Annotated in this window: 10 protein-coding genes; 7 read left to right on the top strand and 3 right to left on the bottom strand. The window is 68.9% G+C overall.

Features of this window, described 5'->3' with window-relative positions; all coding sequences use genetic code 11:
- From ICW24_RS16660 to ICW24_RS16675, 4 genes are all read left to right on the top strand, one after another.
- Positions 1–704 (top strand): HNH endonuclease family protein (locus ICW24_RS16660; RefSeq protein ID WP_226346857.1); only part of this gene is annotated, 704 nt, incomplete at its 5' end.
- Positions 705–976: 272 nt separating this feature from the next.
- Positions 977–1,216 (top strand): TM2 domain-containing protein, encoded by a 240-nt coding sequence (locus ICW24_RS16665; RefSeq protein ID WP_226346858.1) that lies wholly within the window; start codon positions 977–979, stop codon positions 1,214–1,216.
- Positions 1,217–1,620: 404 nt separating this feature from the next.
- Positions 1,621–3,489, top strand: a complete 1,869-nt coding sequence (locus ICW24_RS16670) for a DUF2075 domain-containing protein (RefSeq protein ID WP_226346859.1) — start codon at positions 1,621–1,623, stop codon at positions 3,487–3,489.
- Between the two features lie 95 nt (positions 3,490–3,584).
- Positions 3,585–4,487 carry an HNH endonuclease gene (locus tag ICW24_RS16675; protein ID WP_226346860.1) on the top strand — a complete coding sequence of 301 codons (903 nt, stop codon included), beginning with the start codon at positions 3,585–3,587 and terminating at the stop codon, positions 4,485–4,487.
- A 212-nt stretch (positions 4,488–4,699) separates the two neighbouring features.
- On the opposite strand, the gene ICW24_RS16680 is transcribed toward ICW24_RS16675, so the two are convergent.
- Both ICW24_RS16680 and ICW24_RS16685 read right to left on the bottom strand, forming a co-directional pair.
- Entirely contained in the window at positions 4,700–5,782 is a 1,083-nt protein-coding gene (locus ICW24_RS16680; RefSeq protein ID WP_226346861.1) for an endonuclease NucS domain-containing protein, read from the bottom strand.
- A gap of 49 nt (positions 5,783–5,831) precedes the next feature.
- A complete protein-coding gene (locus ICW24_RS16685) occupies positions 5,832–9,707 on the bottom strand; it encodes an AAA domain-containing protein (RefSeq protein WP_226346862.1) in 3,876 nt (1,291 codons plus the stop codon).
- A gap of 164 nt (positions 9,708–9,871) precedes the next feature.
- Between ICW24_RS16685 and ICW24_RS16690 the strand changes: the two genes are divergently transcribed.
- Entirely contained in the window at positions 9,872–11,458 is a 1,587-nt protein-coding gene (locus ICW24_RS16690) for a DEAD/DEAH box helicase (RefSeq protein WP_226346863.1), read from the top strand.
- A gap of 133 nt (positions 11,459–11,591) precedes the next feature.
- Positions 11,592–12,035 carry a hypothetical protein gene (locus ICW24_RS16695; protein WP_226346864.1) on the top strand — a complete coding sequence of 148 codons (444 nt, stop codon included), beginning with the start codon at positions 11,592–11,594 and terminating at the stop codon, positions 12,033–12,035.
- 325 nt (positions 12,036–12,360) lie between these two features.
- On the opposite strand, the gene ICW24_RS16700 is transcribed toward ICW24_RS16695, so the two are convergent.
- Positions 12,361–13,830, bottom strand: a complete 1,470-nt coding sequence (locus tag ICW24_RS16700; protein ID WP_226346865.1) for a tellurite resistance TerB family protein — start codon at positions 13,828–13,830, stop codon at positions 12,361–12,363.
- On the opposite strand from ICW24_RS16700, the gene ICW24_RS16705 reads away from it, so the two are divergent.
- Positions 13,813–16,731 (top strand): AAA domain-containing protein, encoded by a 2,919-nt coding sequence (locus ICW24_RS16705; protein WP_226346866.1) that lies wholly within the window; start codon positions 13,813–13,815, stop codon positions 16,729–16,731. The two genes, ICW24_RS16700 and ICW24_RS16705, sit on opposite strands and share 18 nt — an antisense overlap.
- Positions 16,732–16,770: the final 39 nt, after the last annotated feature.

Here is a 16,770-nt window from a genome sequence, read left to right on the forward strand (position 1 = left end):
CACTTCAAGAACTGGAACGCCGTGCACACCGACTACCGCCGACCCTACGCCACATTCGCCAACGCAATTACCGCAACCATCGCGTTATACAATTACGCAACCGCATCTTGAATAAGCCTCACGGACTGCCACGCCTGTTCATGGATCTGGCCGGTGCGACACACGAGTTGCCGGCGGATCACGTAGAGCTGTACGTGCGTCAGGTCTTGCGGGCCGCAAGCTCATCAGACACGGACTTCGCAGCCCGGCTGCGTGGCCCCGTGTACCTCGAAAACACGGACGTGACCCGCTTCATCCTCGCCTCGCTGGCCGAGGCAGGAATGACCAAGGAGACACGGGTCGACCTCTGGCGTCTGGAGAATAAGCACTACGTGTGGACGATCGAACACATCCTTCCGCAGGTCGACCCCTTGCCGGAGGCATGGACGCACAACCTCGGAGGCGCCGAGCCTGCTCGAGAACTACAGCAAGAACTCGTGCATGCGCTGGGAAACCTGACGATCAGCGGGTACAACAGTCACTTGGGTACCAAGTCGTTCGCGCAGAAACGGGATCGGGTCGACGACAAAGGTCACCAGATCGGCTTCCGAAACGGCCTGTCGCTCAACGCCGACGTGGCCACTCAAGAGACCTGGTCTCGAGCCCAGATCGCAGCACGGACGGAGCGCCTGGCGCAGGAAGCGCTGGCGCTGTTCCCCTTGTGAGCGACCGTGAGTAGCGGAATGTGAACGTTCGCTCAGGATCGCCCGGCGGTTGCCGATGAGCTGGTGCCCGCCCAACGCACTGCCCGATCAAGAGAGCTTGCCATGACTAGCCCCATCCAGGACGTCCAGCCGTATCCGACAACCCCGTCGAACACGTACCGAGTCAACATCGGGGGTGCCGAACACGGCCCGTACCCCGTCGAGCACGTCAGGGAGCTGGCCCGCACTCAGGAACTGTCTCCCACCGACGCCGTGAGCTACGCCGGCCAGGCGTGGGTTCCTGCCACCAGCGCCCCGGCATCTTCTCGGACAAGTCGTACCTGACGGCCGTTCTCCTCTCGTTCTTCCTGGGCGGCATCGGCATCGACCGCTTCTACCTGGGCCACACGGGACTTGGCGTGGCCAAGCTGTTCCTGAACTGGGCCACACTGGGCATCTGGGGCCTCGTCGACTTCATCCTCATCGTCCTGCGCAAGGTCACCGACGCCCAGGGGCGCCCGCTTCGCCCCTGATCGGCCGATCACCATAAGAGCCCCGGGATGCCGCCACCGTTGCCTTCAGGACGGTCGGCGTCTCGACTGCCACCGAGGGCTGCAGAGCGGCGAGGTCTTGATACCGAGTGGTCCGGGTGCTCCACATGTCCTCGCCGGAGTCACGTTCTCGCGATGTGTCGAAGAACAGGCCAAAATTCGACACATACGGGAGTTGCGTCGACGGCATCGACACGTCGGCGTGTCGTCTGCCCTGCCAGCGGCTGTCCTGAGCGGGGCACCGCACGCGCGTCACTCCAACGTCCCGCTGACAACTGCGGCACCCCTCGCGACTACTCTGACAACGTCATTGCGGCCCGACGGGCTTCCACTACGGACACGCCCCCACCCGCACGAGCTACTTCGTGCTGCCTGGGGTTCCGTCCGTGTATCTGCTTCGCTCGTCCGCGCAGGGCTTGTCCGCCCTGGAGCACAACCTTGCCGAGCGGTTGGCCGAGCAGATGTCGATGCAGACGGGTGCCCGCCCCTCGCCCGGTGAGCAGCGATCGTGGTCGCGCAGCATCCCGCAGCTGCGGGCGGACCTCATCGGTGCCGGTCTGGGCGGGGTAGAGCTGCTGGTCGAGTACCAGTTGCCGCTCACGAGCAAGCGGGCCGACGTCGTCCTCGCCGGCACCCACCCCCGCACCGGTGTGCCGTCATACGTCGTGCTCGAGCTCAAGCAGTGGAGCGAGGCGAGCAGCTTCGAAGACAGCGACACCCTCGTCAGGATCGACCAGTACGGCGACCGCGGCGTACTGCATCCGGCCCTGCAGGTGGAGGGGTACTGCGAGCACCTGGCCGACTTCACGTCGGCCCTCGCCGCGGAGCCGCACAGCCTGGTGGGCGCGGCCTACCTGCACAACGCGACCGACCTGGGCGTCGAGGACCTTCTCGTGCGCCCGCCGACCGAGCTGGGCCGGGTGTTCACCGGGCAGCGGCGCAGTGACTTCGTCGACTACCTCCGACAGCACCTCTCCACCGACGTCGCCGGCGCGGACGCGGCCGACCTCCTGGTGCGCAGCGCCACCGCGCCCTCCCGCAAGCTTCTCGAGGTCGCGGCCGACGAGGTGCAGCAGCGTGAGCAGTTCGTGCTCCTCGACGAGCAGCGGGCCGCGTACGAACACGTCCTTCATGCCGTCGAGCGGGCCCGGCACGCCAACCAGAAGACCGCGGTCATCGTCACGGGCGGTCCGGGGAGCGGAAAGTCCGTCATCGCGCTCTCGCTCATGGGGCAGCTCGCCCGCGAGGGGCGGACGGTCATGCACGCCACCGGCTCCCGCTCCTTCACGCAGACGCTGCGTAAGGTCGCCGGCAGGCGATCACCGCGCGTGCAGAAGCTGTTCGGCTACTTCAACTCGTTCATGGCCGCCGAACCGAATGGCCTCGACTGCCTCATCCTCGACGAGGCCCACCGACTGCGCGAGACCTCCGTCAACCGGTATACGCGCAAGGAGCTGCGCGCCGCCGGCCGGCCGCAGGTCGATGAGTTGCTCTCGGCCGCGCGGGTGCCGGTCTTCCTGCTCGACGAGCATCAGGTGGTGCGGCCGGGCGAGCGCGGCACGGCCGAGGACGTCGCCGCGCACGCCGAGGCCGCCGGCATGCGAGTCGAGCGGATCGGGCTCGACCAACAGTTCCGCTGCGGCGGGAGCCGGCTCTACGTCGACTGGGTCCTGCGCCTGGTTGGGCTCGCCCCGGGTGGGCCGGTCCCCTGGGAGGGCGACCGCGGCTTCGACGTCTCCGTCGTCGACTCGCCCGGCGAGCTGGAGGTCGGACTCGCCCGCCTCAACGCCGACGGGTTCACCGCCCGGATGGCCGCGGGGTACTGCTGGCCGTGGAGCGACCCGCGCCCCGATGGCACCCTCGTCCCGGACGTCGAGATCGACGGGTGGGCGCGGCCGTGGAACCTGCGTGGTGACCGCGCCGTCGGCGGCGCCCCGCCCTCGGCGCTGTGGGCCACCGACCCGGCCGGCTTCGGGCAGGTCGGCTGCATCTACACAGCTCAGGGCTTCGAGTACGACCACGCCGGCGTCATCATCGGGCCCGACTTCGTGTGGCGCGACGGCCGCTGGGTCGTGGTGCGCAGCGCCAACCGCGATCCCGACTTCCGCAGCCGCACGGCCGTCGACGATCGCCAGGTCGACCGGCTCATCCGCAACGTCTACAAGGTGCTGCTCACCCGCGGGATGCGCAGCGTGCGCCTCTACTCCACCGACCCGCAGACCAGAGACTTCCTCCGCTCGCTGATGCGCGCGTAGGCGCCGGACCCCCGGCATCCCTCAACCGAACACCGACGGAACGACAGGCTTCTTCGGACACGCCTCCCCCGTGACAAGCAACGGGCAGGCATGTCATGACCAGTTGGGCCGCCACCGTGTCGAACGTACTCCCAGAGCATTGGGGCGTGGCGCAGCGAGTCGGCTTCTGGGATACCCAGAACCGTCGACACGAGGAACCAGGACGTCCTGCTCTCCGGGCCGGTGATCTCGTCTTCTTCATCGGCAGCGGCCCACGCGGCCAGGCGCTCGGCATGGTGCGCGCGACGAGCGGTCAGGAGCCCATCACCGATGGCCAACGTCCCTGGAGTCCTGCCGACCCTCGTGACTATCGGTGGCGATTCTCCTTTGAGCTCCTGTCGAACGAGGTGGTGGTTCCCACGACCCGCGCCGAGTCACTCCCCCGCTTGGCTCTCGATGCGGGGAATCAGGAGGCCGTCCGTCGCATCACGAACGAGGACGGGGCACGCTGGCTGCGCCTACGCGTCGAAGGGCACGACGTGCTCTTCACGGAGGACGTCGAGAACCTCGCGGCGTCAGTAGAGCAAGAGGTCGCGGCCGCTGTCGACGCCAGCAAGGACAGCCGCGAACGGGTGATGGTCGCCATCCGCCTGCGGCAAGGCCAACCCGCTTTCCGACGGAGTCTCCTTAGAGCCTACGACGAGCGTTGTGCCGTCACAGGCTTCGCCCTGCCGTCGTTGCTGGAAGCCGCCCACATCGTGCCGCACTCCGGCGTGCACACTAACCGTTCCGACAATGGGCTACTCCTTCGCGCTGACATCCACACGCTTTTCGACCTCAGACTGTTGACGGTCGTCCTAAATAACGGCTACCGAGTGCGGTGCTCACCTGACCTCGCCTCAACGGAGTACGCAGGTCTCGACGGCCGGGAACTCGCCATGATTCCCCGGGAGCCAGCGGATCGCCCACATGCCGAGCATCTCATTGACCACAATTCCAGATGTGAGGGCTGGCTTTAGCTGTCAAAGGCTGGCCGAGACAACAGTCACCGATGGGCGACTACACTCGGAGCGCGCCAGCGCGGTCTACTGTACGCCACGTGCGTGCACGTTGAGGAAGATCAGGCGGTGACGTTAATGGGCAAGGGTCACGCTTGCTGGGATTAGCAGCTTCCCAGGCATGCGAAGGGCTAGCCGATGGCGCCTCTCGGATTTCTACGACCGTCAGCAGCTCAATCCTCATTCACGCGAAAATGCTGCGACAATCTATCGAGAGTGAACTCCTGCCGCAGTTTGCAGGCACTGTTCTGGTTGGCGAAGAAGCCCTTCTCCCAGTATGCCTGGCCAACAGGTACGGCTTCGTGCCAACGCACCGGCACCGCGTACTCAATGGTGTCGTCGCCGTCGTCATTCTTCCGGTAGTTGCCGCGGAGTTCTTGCTCCGCAAGAGGCGCCCAGGCTCCGTCGATACGGACCCTTGCCTCCCGAAAGGGCCGGGCCCGCTCCAGAGTTTCACCGACTGCCACATAGCCGCTGCCAGGAATGCACACCCACACACGCGCACCGACCGGCAGTTCACGTAGCGTGCGTGAGTACCAGCGACCACCGCCGGCCGACACGAAACCAAAACGCCGGCCGTCTACCCACGCGCGTCCTCCCTCGTGATCGCCGAAAGAAACGTACCAGTCCTTCCCATTCCATTCGGCGCGCTTGCCCTTCTTGCGAGACTGCGATGACGACCCCGTCGACCCCTCCTCGGCCGTTACGAGCCAGGACCGGGCCAGGTACCGCCGCTCGTTGTCTTCCAAGAAGGAGAAGAAGACCGCATTAATCGGGACACCGAAGTTGCGCAGATATGCAACGATACGCTCGGAACTCCCATCGAGATCTGTGGCAACCACCGTCAATCTGAGCTCCACGTTGAGTTCATCGGGAGGCGACGACTCGAAAACTTCCTCGAACGCAGTCTCGAAGGGCAGAGTCAGATGCTCGTTGGCGATAGCCAGGATCGAATCGCGATCCAGGTCCGTGACCCAGGAGCCGTAATCTAGGATCTGTGCCACAACTTCTCGGGGAGTCTTGTCGCGCTTGAGCTCGAGGACGTGCAGCCTCCCCTCTGAGTCGATGGCCAGCAGGTCGATGTACTTTCCGTGCGGGGTACGGACCTGCTGTCCGATGACCAGCAGCCGCTCACCCAGCAACGACGGGTCCTGGGCAAGAAAATTCTCCAGGTCTGCCTCCGACGGCAGGACACGCGCCGCCAGCCGCCGCGGGGTGCCCCCGTCGATTCGCCACAGTCCCATCTCGACCGGCATACGAATCTCACTCTCCTCGGCCGGCCCCGCTGACCGGCGTTGTCATCCCTCAGTGAACAGCAACAGCCCTGGGGTCCGCCGGAGGCGCCGGCGAGGTGACCTCGTTGCGCGCACGCTGGAACGTGCCGCGGTCCACCATCCCGTCGAGCACAGCCTCGATCCCGGCCCGTAGGACAGGCCCGAGCTTCCCGAACCCGAACACCTCCTTGACGCCGCGCACGAGGTCGTCCGCGTCGCATCGGCCGCCGCTCTCGGCCAGCACGAGCCGGATGGCGTTCGCCCGCTCCTCCGGGGCGATCTCGTGGATCTTCCGGTCGGCGCGGGGGCCGCCGCGGATCCCGCGGTAGGCCGCCGGGTCCAGGTGCGCCGGCCAGAGATAGGTGAATCCGTCGACGGTCGTCCGGCGCACGTCGGCGGGGATGCTGTCGTAGAGCGCCTCACGCCGTCCCTCGTGGAGGCGTCGCCATCCGAACCGGTGGGCGACGACGTACGCGGCGCGGTCCAGCAGGATCGGCCCCTCGGCCGCGACGACGTCCCGCCACTCCTCGCCCACCTCGGCGACCGCTTCCGGTTCGGGCAGGCGGCCGAGCACGGCGCGGTCTCGGCGCACGTCGTCCCCCGCGGGGATGAACGGGCTGACCCCGTAGGTCCCGAGTCCGGCCAGGGGTCGGACAACGGCCGCTTGCGCGTCCGCCACCGCGGCGATCGGCGCCTGCGGGACCGCCGCGCCGCCCGACGACGCCGTGGTCCCCACGGCCGAGAACGGCTCACCCGCCATCTCGGCGAGTACCCGGATCCGCCCGACGACGCCGAGCGGATCCCGCTCCCACTCGCACCGGTAGAGCTGGTGCACGTCCGCCCACCCCATGTGTTCCTGGAGGACCGAGTAGGGGATGTCGTCGCGGTCGGCGACGGCGGCCCGCTGCGCCCACTCCCGGTGGTCGAGCTGGACCGCGATCCACGGCCGACCGGGTGCGCGCACGGCGTGGTCGACCCGGAAGTTCGACAGGCCCACGTCCGCGACCACCTCGAGACCCGCGTCGCGGAGCTGATCGACGAGGCCGACGCACAGGTCCTCGCTCTCGGGTCTCGAGTTCGGGCCCGGGAGGGCGCTCGCCTGCTGCGCGGCCAGCAGGTAGTCGCGCAGGTGGGACGGGCCGAGGGAGACTCGGCTCGACCGGTCGATGTCGCTCGGGTCGAACGAGCAGAACAGGGTGTTGCGCACCCGCGCCCGCGTGATTGCGACGTTGAGGCGTCGCTCCCCGCCGGCCCGCGTGAGGCGGCCGAAGTTCATCGGCAGCCGACCGTCCTCCCCACACGCGTACGTGAGCGAGAAGAGGATGTGGTCGCGCTCGTCACCCTGGACGTGCTCGAGGTTCTTGACGAACAGCGGCTCGACGTCGCGGCGGAGCGCGGCTCGGACCGGCGCCGGGGCCGTGTCGGCCTCGAGCTTGTCGAGGATGTCGTCCCGCTGGGCGTCGTTGAACGTCACCACCCCGAGCGACATGTCGGGGTTCTCGGCGACCAGGCGGTGCACCTCGTCGACGACCGCGTTGGCCTCGATGAGGTTGCGGCGCCGCTTGCTCCGGCCCGCCTCGTAGCGGCCGTTGACCCGGCGGAACTCCACGCCGGAGTCGCGCCGCGAGCCGGGCGGCGTCGGGAAGCTGGCGAGCGCGCCCTCGTAGTAGCGGCCGTTGGAGAAGGCGACGAGCCCCTCGGAGCGGCTGCGATAGTGCCAGGTCAGCGGCAGGATCGGCAAACCGATGCGCACGGCCTCCCGGAGGATCGACTCCTGCTCGGCGTCGTCCTCGGCATCGTGGCCGACCTCCGCGGCGAAGAGGTCCGACGGCGGCATCTGCTGCGGGTCGCCGACGATGACGACGCCCCGCGCGCGACCCATCGCGCCGATCGCGTCCGGCACCTTGATCTGCGACGCCTCGTCGAAGACGACGAGGTCGAACAGCCCCGGCCGCGCCGGCAGGTATCGGGCGACCGTCGCCGGGCTCATGAGCAGGCAGGGGGTGAGGGCGAGGATCGCGTCGGTGTGCGCCTCGACGAGGTCGCGGATGCCTTCGACCCGGGCGATGCGCAGTTCGCGGCGCAACGCCGACATCTCGTCCTCGGCGCGCCACTCGTGCCCGCGGGTCGACACGTCCGGCCCGTGAGGCGCCGCCGCGCGCACGTCCTGGCGCAGCTCCCGGGTGACGTTCCGGTACGCCTCGACCTGCCGACGCCGCAGGTCCCCGTCGAGGGAGGCGACGACGTCGGGGTGCTCGCGCAGCGCCCTCGGATGCCCCGAGAGCAGACCGACGAGCTCGCGATGCCGCGCCCGGCGCTCCTGCATCTGTGCGCTCGGGGCGCCCGTGCGAGCCAGCGCCTTCGTCAGGTGCGTGCGCACCCCGCGCGTCGTCTGGTCCTTACTGCGCAGGTCGAGGCACCGCTGCGCCAGACCCACCGCGCGCAGGCGCCGTGCGACGACGTCGACCGCGGCCTCCTTCTCCGCGACGAACAGGACGCGCCGACCGTTCGCGACGGCGTCGGCGACGATGTTGGCGATCGTCTGAGACTTGCCGGTCCCGGGCGGGCCCTGCAGCACAAAACTGCGACCGGCCCCCGCCCAGCGCACCGCCTTCATCTGCGAACCGTCCGCCGGTAGCGGCAGGGTGAGCGCGCACTCGTCGGCGTCGGAAGAGACCGGCTCGGGCACGGCATCGCGGTAGGGGGCGTCGGTGGCGGCGACCAGGTGGGCGACGACGCTGTTCTCGCTCAACGCCTCCCAGTGGTCGTCGAGGTCGCGCCACATCTCCATCGTCGAGAACTCCAGCAGCGCCAGCCGCGCGTCGACGACCACCTCGAAGGGCAGCCGACGCGCCGCCATCGCGGCCCGCAGCCCGACGAACACGCGTGGCATGTCGATGCCCGAGTGGTCCGTCGGCGGGCGGCGCAGCACCTCGGGCTCGAAGTCGCACGTGCGCCGCAGCCACTCGACGAGGCACTCGTTGAACCGCAGGTCCGCCTGCGGTTCGAGCTGCACCGACCACGGTCCGCGCCGGCCGCCCGACAGGGTCACCGGCAGGAGGAACAGGGGCGCGATGTCGTCCATGATCTGCAGGCCGCCGAGGGTCAGGTAGAGCGGGCTGGCGCCCGACTCCTCCCGGGCCACGTGCGCGCGCCGGCGCAGCTTCGGCAGATCGGTGCTCAACGCGCGGGTCTCCTCGCGGGCGAAGACGATCCCCTCGTCGGAGAGCAGCCGCAGGACGGTCGCGCTGTCGAGGTCGGTGGCGTGGCGCGCCCACTCGGGCAGCTCGAGCTCGTCGAGGTCCTCCGAGCCACGGACGACGATGGGCACGCCGTCGGCGACGACGTCCTCGATGTCGGGCAGCGTCGACTCGTCGACGAGCAGGGGCACGCCGTGCCGGGAGACCGCGAGCAGCGGATTGGCCCGCGAGAGGTCCAGCAGCCGGCCCTTCCAGCGCCGCATCACCGCCGGCATCGCCGCGTCGGCGGGCCCGTCGCCCTCGGGGGCCGCCTCGGGCTGCTGCTCGGCCAGGCGCGCGCAGCGCTCCACCGCCTCCGGCCTCCCGAGCAGGTCGAGGAGGTCGCCGGCGCGGCCCAGGAACTCGCGGGTCGTCGCCGCGTCGCCGACCGGGAGCATGCGGGCGTGGTGGAGGGTGTGCCGCGCCGCGTTCGAGAGCGCCTGCGGATTGGGGCTGCCGAAGCGGCTCGGGTTCTCGATGACGACGCGCAGCGCAAAGGCGGGATCGTCGAGTCGGTAGGACCCGACGTCGGTGGCGCCATCACGTCGCCGGTACTCCTGCGGCCAGCCCTCTGGGCCGGGTGCCGTCTGTGCCACGAGCGGCGTCAGCTCCCGCATCAGCTCCGCGAGCGCCGTGTCGGCCCACGTCCTGCGTCCCTCCGTGGCCACGACGGCTCACTCCCTCCCAGGTCCTGGATGTCTCGTCGGCAGAACGACACCGGACCCGAGCGAAAGACGGCTCCGTCACCTTCGCCCTGAGGTGAAACGGCCGACTGGGACGGAGGGCCCGACGCCGGAGGGCCCGGTCGAGCCGACGCGAGGAGGGCATGCCGATGTCGCTGGACCCTCGCGCCCGCGCGCTCGCGGTCGTCGAGCTGCGCGCCCTCGTAGACGCGGCCGACGGGCTGGCCGAGTCACTCGCTGACGTCAGGTCCCGACTTGTCGCTCTGGAGGCGCTGCTCGCGGACGAGGCGAGCGAGCCCGACGCGTCGGTCGAGGGCGCTCCCACCGTGGTCGACGAGCCGGGTGGGTGGCGCATCACGCCCCCGGCTGACGTCACCTGGCGGCTGGACCCACCGCCCCTGAGCGACGTGCCCTCCCTCGACTTCCCGTCGCTGTACGCCTGGCAGTCCGACGCGCTCGAGGCCTGGTACGCCGCCGGCCGCGTCGGGGTCGTGGAGGCCGTGACCGGCGCGGGCAAGACGCGCCTGGGGCTGGGGGCGATGGTCGACGCGCTGCAACGGGGTCAGCGCGTCGTCATCATGACGCCCACGCTCGCGCTGGTCCGGCAGTGGGAACGTCAGGTGCGCGACATGTTCCCCGGGGTGATCGTCTCGACGGACGCCGCCCGCCGGCCCGGCTGGCACGTCCTCATCGACACGGTTCACACGCTCGCGGCCACCGACCCGCTCTGGCGCTCCGAACCCGCGCTGCTCGTGGCCGACGAGGTGCACCGCTACGGCGCCCCCACGTTCTCCCGGGCGCTGCGGCCGGGCTTCGCCGCGCGACTCGGGTTGACGGCGACGTACGAGCGGGGCGACGACGGGGACGACGTCCTGCGCGGGTACTTCCGCGAGGTGCGCTTCACGCTCGGCTACGGCCGCGCGCTCGCCGACGGCATCATCGCCCCGTTCCGGGTCGCTCACGTGGGCATCGACCTCACCACCGAGGAGCGGACCGAGTACGACGCCGCGACCCACGCCCTGACCCGGGCGCTCTGGAGGCTGCGGGCCGCGGATGACGCACCGGCCGGGGCCGACTTCGTCGACATCATGCGGTACGCCCAGAGCGTCCTCGGCCGACCCGGGCACGCCGCGCGCACCTCCGCCGGCGTCTTCCTCACCGGGCTGACGCGGCGACGCGAGGTCCTCGCGGGCGCGGCCGGCAAGGTGGACGCGCTGCGCCGGCTCGCGCCGGCCGTGGCCGCCTCCCGCGGGACGATCGTGTTCACGCAGACGACGGCCTCGGCCCGCGGCGCCGCCGCCGCGCTCCAGGAGGAGGGGTGCTTGAGCGTCGCGGTGCACGGCCGGCTCGACGAGTCCGAGCGCGAGGAACGCCTCGAGCTGCTGCGCGACGGCCTCGTCACGAGCGTGTCGGCGCCGCGGCTGCTCGACGAGGGCGTCGACGTGCCCGACTGCGACCTCGGCATCGTCGTCGCCGCGAGCCGGAGCCGTCGCCAGATGATCCAGCGACTCGGGCGCGTCCTCCGGCTCAAGGACGACGGCACGCCGGCGCGCTTCGTCGTCCTCCACGCCGTCGACACCGTCGAGGACCCGGGCGTGGAGGAGGTGCCGGACTATCTTGCCGACATCGTCGAGCACGCGGCGGCCGCGGAACGGTTCGCGCTGCCGGGCGACGAGGATCGACTGATGGGGTTCCTCGTCCCGGCGACGTCCGGTGGGTCTCGCCGTGCGGGGTGAACCAATGAGGAGAACTGCCCCGGACGGAGCGCCCGCGCGAACGCGTCAAGGCGGACACGAGCCCCGCCTGACCGGCGGCTGCCCCGAGAACTGGACCCGGCGCGGTCTGGAACAGGTGGGGTTCACCGGGTTCGTGCCCTTCGCCCGCCTGCCGAAAGCCGACGTCCACGACGAAGCCGGCGTCTACGTCGTCCTCCGGGAGACGGGCGGCGCGCCGGAATTCCTCCCGTCGAGCCCGGCCGGGCGGTTCAAGGGAAAGGACCCGAGCGTCGCCGTCGAGCGCCTCCGCGGCAACTGGGTCGACTCGGCCCGAGTCGTCTACATCGGGAAGGCGAGCGCCGCCACCCCCAAGCGGGGCCTGCGCCGCCGGCTGGAGGAGTACCGCCGCCACGGCACCGGCAAGAAGGCCGGACACTGGGGCGGGCGGTTCGTCTGGCAACTCGCGGACTCCGCCGAGCTACTCGTCGCGTGGAGACCTTCCGTGGCCGGCGTGGACGCTGCGGCGGAGGAGTCCGCCCTGCTCCACGCGTTCGTGCAGCGGTACGGGCTGCTGCCGTTCGCGAACCTGCGGCACTGACGCGGCCCGGGCGGCTCTCGAAACGCTCCGTGTGGATCAATCACACCGATGAAACTCTCCACAACGGTCCGACGTGTGTGGTTGTCGACCGACACCGTCCCGAACAGCCTTTCCGGCGAACGTCGGGCCGTCGTGCTGCCGTCGCGGGTGAGCCCGGCCGTGACCGTCGTGAGGTCGACCACGCGAACGTCGTCGGTCCGCTGGTCCGCCGGCTTCACGGCGGGTTCGAGACCCGTGGGTGGACGCGGGCACCGTCAATGGCAAGCCGGGCTACGACCAGGCGGTCGACACGAACGACGAGAACAGCTCTCAGACGCTGGGCGCCTCAGCGCCATTCGCGAGCTTTCGCCTTCACCACGTTGCCATCGAAGTCACTACCGCAGTGGCCTGCAATGCGTTCGAGACGCTGTAGCTCCGGCACATGGGTCTTGCCGTCGACGGCCGCAGCGAGTACGGCTGCGGTGTAGATGGCCGAGCGATCCCCCTCGATGGCGTCGAGCCTCGCAAGCACAGTCGCTTCGTCGACCTCGATGACCACCCGCAATTCGTCGAAGATCGCGGCGGTCCCTCCGGCTGCCGCTGCCTGGCGCGTGAGGTGGTGAAGGAGCAGGCGTTGGTTCTCGGTCACGTCGGCGTCGGCGTGCATCACCAGCCACATGGTCCACGCGAGCTCCTCGTGATGCGGGGTGCTCGCCACGAGACGCGAGGCGGCCTCCAAGATCCGCGCCTCGGTCCGGAACGCCCTCGCCGCCTGATGGCCGATCACCGAGGTCGTCCAGCGGTTCACCGCCACGGTGAGGGGGACACCGACAACGGGCAGGCCGATCTTGACGATGTTGCGTTGCAGCAGGTGCTTGCCGACGACAGGGAGGCCCTTGGCGGCAGCCAGTGTCGAACCGCTGAAGATCCTCCTGAGGGCAGGCCGGACGACCACCGGCACCCCCTTGAGAGCCGCGCCGGTGCCGACCTCGCCGACCTTGATCCCCACGGCGATCCTGACAAGCCTCCACAGGTCCTCGGGGTCTCGATGGTCGAGCGGGATTCCATAGAGGACCGAGATGTCGTAGGCCATCCGCAGCTGTAGGTACGACGTATACGAGGTGTCCACGACGAACGCCGCCCCGCCGACGGGGAGGGTGAGGGGCGAAGCTCCGCCACCGCTACCCAGGGTTGCTGCGAAGGCACCGTTGTAGGCGAGCGCGCTCATGCCCCCTTCGATCGCGGCGTAGTTCGCCGCCATGCGAATTCGGGCCTGCACGATGGCATCCGGCGGAAGGTCCGGATACTTTCCCCTGAAGTAGGAGGCGTCCACCTGCGTCACGTAGTCGTCGAGGGCAAAGGCCAGGACCTTCACGAACCACGTACCTTGGCGTAGGTCCTCCATCGCCAAGCCCTGAACGAACCCGCGAATCCGGTGTACTTCGCGACGCACGACACTCTCGTCGTCCGGCGTTGCCGCGCCGTTCTCAGGTGCTTCGTGAGCGCTGCACTCAGGCATCGGCTCTCCCCGTTCATCAGTAGTTCCCCGCCGGTGAGATCGAGGTACGGGGATCGGCGTTACCACCGAGCAGCAACGCACCTCGCCGCGCTCGATGCCCGCGTCTCGGCGATACGCCGGCCCGTCGGGGTAACGATCGCGTTGCCGGCGCCCGCGAGCTGGTGCGGGCTGCGGTCCGCCGATGTCGCTCCAGGTCGCCTGCCGCTCCGAGTCCTCTCCTGCCGTCTCGTCCGGCACGATGACGTTCGTCGAGAACCGCTCAGCATCAAGGGGTTCAGCGTGGACGCGCAGCAACACCTCATCCTTCTGCGGGATGCGAAGACCACTCGGTTCAGGGACAAGACCACCGAGGTCCGGGAGTGCGAGTGGGTGGACGGCAGATTGCGGGTGACCTTCGGCGGCGGCAAGACCTACACGTACAACGGGGCCAACGTCGATGTGCGAACCGGTGAACCAGAGGCTGTGTCCGCCGGAGAGCGCCTCGCTGTCCGAGGTCAGATCTGTCCCGGCGCCATTTCGATGACGCGGTTCGGAGACCACACCCGTGTGACGAGGCGCAACGATCGTGGTGTCATCGAGCACGACCTGCTCCCCTCCCACGAAGTGCAGTTCCTGCAGACAGCGGCTGCTCCCGGGGACGCCTCGGCGATCCTCGACTACTGGCGCGCCCTCGCCCGTTCGCTGCCCCCCGGCGACCCCACTCGAGGTGAGGTCAGTGCTCTCTCCTTCGTCCACCCAGAGAGCGCTCTAGCCGCCTACCTCCACGGCATCTCTCTCGACCGACTCGCAGAACCCACCCCCGCCCTCCACCCCTTCAGCTCCAACATCAGTCAGCGGGACGCCACCGAGATGGCGCTCTCCCACCAGATCTCGGTGATCGAGGGGCCTCCCGGGACCGGCAAGACGCAGACGATCCTCAACATCGTCGCCAGCGCCGTGGCAGCCGGTGAGCTGAACGTCGCGGTCGTCTCCTCGACGAATGCCGCCGTCGACAACGTCCGCGAGAAGCTGGACAAGGTGGGCATCGGGTACATCGCGGCAGCTCTCGGCAACCGAGACAACCGAACCGCCTTCCTCGCGGGTCAGGTCGACCGCATCGCCGCAGTGGAGGCCGCGATGAGACGACCGCCGCCGGGTGACCCCGCGCCCGCTGAGGCGGTGGCGCGTGTCACCGAGCGTCTGAGGCGGGCACAGCAGGCCGACCGGGACCGGGCCCGGCTCGAATCCGAGCTGGCCGCCTACCGGGTGGAGCACCGCCACTTCGTCAGGCACGTCGAGGATCGCGAGATCCCACCGCTCGACGCCCTGCCGCTGCTCAACAAGGCGTCCGGGAAGATCCTCGGCTATTTGGCCGAGACAAGCCTCGACACCTCGACACCAGGACTGCTGACGCGTGTGCGCCGATATTTCACTTACGGCAGGACAGGTGCAATCGACCCCGGCGACATCGATGTGGTCCTCCGACTTCAGGAGACGTATTACCGTCGCCGCATCCACGAGCTGGAGGATGAACTGGCGGCACTTCACGCCCTTTTGGAGCTCGCCGACCTCGAGCAGCTCGTCGTCGATCACACCGAGGCGTCTATGACGCGGTTGGATCGGGCGCTCCGCGACCGCTACAACCAGGGCACTCGCAAGGTCTACGCCGACATGGCCTGGCAATCAGAGCGTGACTTCCTCACCGACTACCCGGTGATCCTCAGTACGTGCCACTCGCTGGCGCGGAATCTGCCGACCGGGCACCTCGTGGACCTCCTCATCATCGACGAGGCCTCGCAAGTCAGTCTCTTGATCGCCGCCGTCGCCATGGCCTGCGCCAAGCGGGTCGTCGTCGTCGGCGACACCCGACAGCTTCCCCACATCCCCGGCCGCATTCCCCACGGCGTCGAACCGCCGCACCCGGCCTACGACCACGGCCGGCAGAGTCTCCTCTCCTCACTTCACGCCCTCTACGGCGAGGCCTTGCCCAGCACGATGTTGATCGAGCACTACCGCTGCGCCCCCGAGATCATCGGTTACTGCAACCGTTCCTTCTACGGAGGCGAACTCATCAGCTTCACCCATGCGCAGCCGGGCACGACGTCGATGCGCGTCTGGACCACCCCGGACGGCAACCACATGCGTGCCCTCAGCGGTGGGCGAGGAATCTCGAACGAACGCGAGATCGACGTCATCCGCAAGGATGTCATCCCCGACATGGGGCTCGTCGGCCGACAGGTGGGATACATCACCCCCTATCGTCTGCAAGCCGACAAACTGGCGGGCACCGTTCAAGAAATCGGCGAACTCGGGGTCGAGGATGACATCAAGAACGGCTTGCTCGACGTCTCCGTCCGCCCCTCCACTCCCGCTCCACGAGCGCAGTCTGACACCGTGCACAAATTTCAGGGGCGCGAGTGCGACGTCGTCGTCATGTCCAGCGTGGTGGACGACTCCTGGAGGGGTCGACATGCTTTGAGATACGCCGACGACGCCCGCCTCATCAACGTGGCCGTCTCACGTGCCATCTCCACATTCGTGCTCGTCGCGCATCATCGGCGCCACCCGAAGAGTCGCAATCTCGCGGACCTCATCGACTACATCACCTACCACGACCCCGACGCCGTGCGAGAGAGCGACGTCGTCTCGATCTTCGACCTCCTGTACCGCGACTATTCGCAGCGACTGGCCCCTTTCGCAGCGCGCGTCCGACGCGAGTCGCGGTATCCTTCTGAGGACCTCGCGCGGACGCTGATCGAGGATGTTCTGCACACGACCGACGAGCACGATCGGTATCGCGGCCTGGCCGTGGCCCCGCAATACCGACTCGCGCACCTGTTTACCGAGACAGCCGCGTTCACCACCGAGCAGCAGCGTTTCCTCCGCACCACCTCGTCGGTCGACTTCCTCGTGTACCGATCGGTGAGTCTGAGACCGGTCCTGGCCATCGAGGTCGACGGGTGGGCCTTCCATGAGAACAAGCCCGAGCAGCTGGAACGAGACCGCGTCAAGGACAGCATCTTTCACACCGCCGGCCTCCCCCTGCCCCTCCGCCTGTCGACCACCGGCAGCGAGGAGGGAGCCCGCATCCGTACCGCCCTGGATGCTGCGCTGGAACACGCAACGCCGGAGTCGCTCGTCCTCTCGGACGCCCGAACTGGCTCGTCGCGGTCGGACCGGCGCCCCGGGCGCCGGGCTGCACGGGCGGGCTCCGTGTAATGCGATCCGCACGGCTGACGTGGCGCCGAGACGAGCGAG

This window comes from Agilicoccus flavus (assembly GCF_014857905.1).
In the GTDB taxonomy this organism is placed as follows: domain Bacteria; phylum Actinomycetota; class Actinomycetes; order Actinomycetales; family Dermatophilaceae; genus Agilicoccus; species Agilicoccus flavus.

Bases quoted from the DNA above. Each gene is read 5' to 3' on its own strand.
- ICW24_RS16675 (WP_226346860.1), top strand. From the start codon at position 3,585: ATGACCAGTTGGGCCGCCACCGTGTCGAACGTACTCCCAGAGCATTGG.
- ICW24_RS16680 (WP_226346861.1), bottom strand. From the start codon at position 5,782: ATGCCGGTCGAGATGGGACTGTGGCGAATCGACGGGGGCACCCCGCGG.
- ICW24_RS16690 (WP_226346863.1), top strand. From the start codon at position 9,872: ATGTCGCTGGACCCTCGCGCCCGCGCGCTCGCGGTCGTCGAGCTGCGC.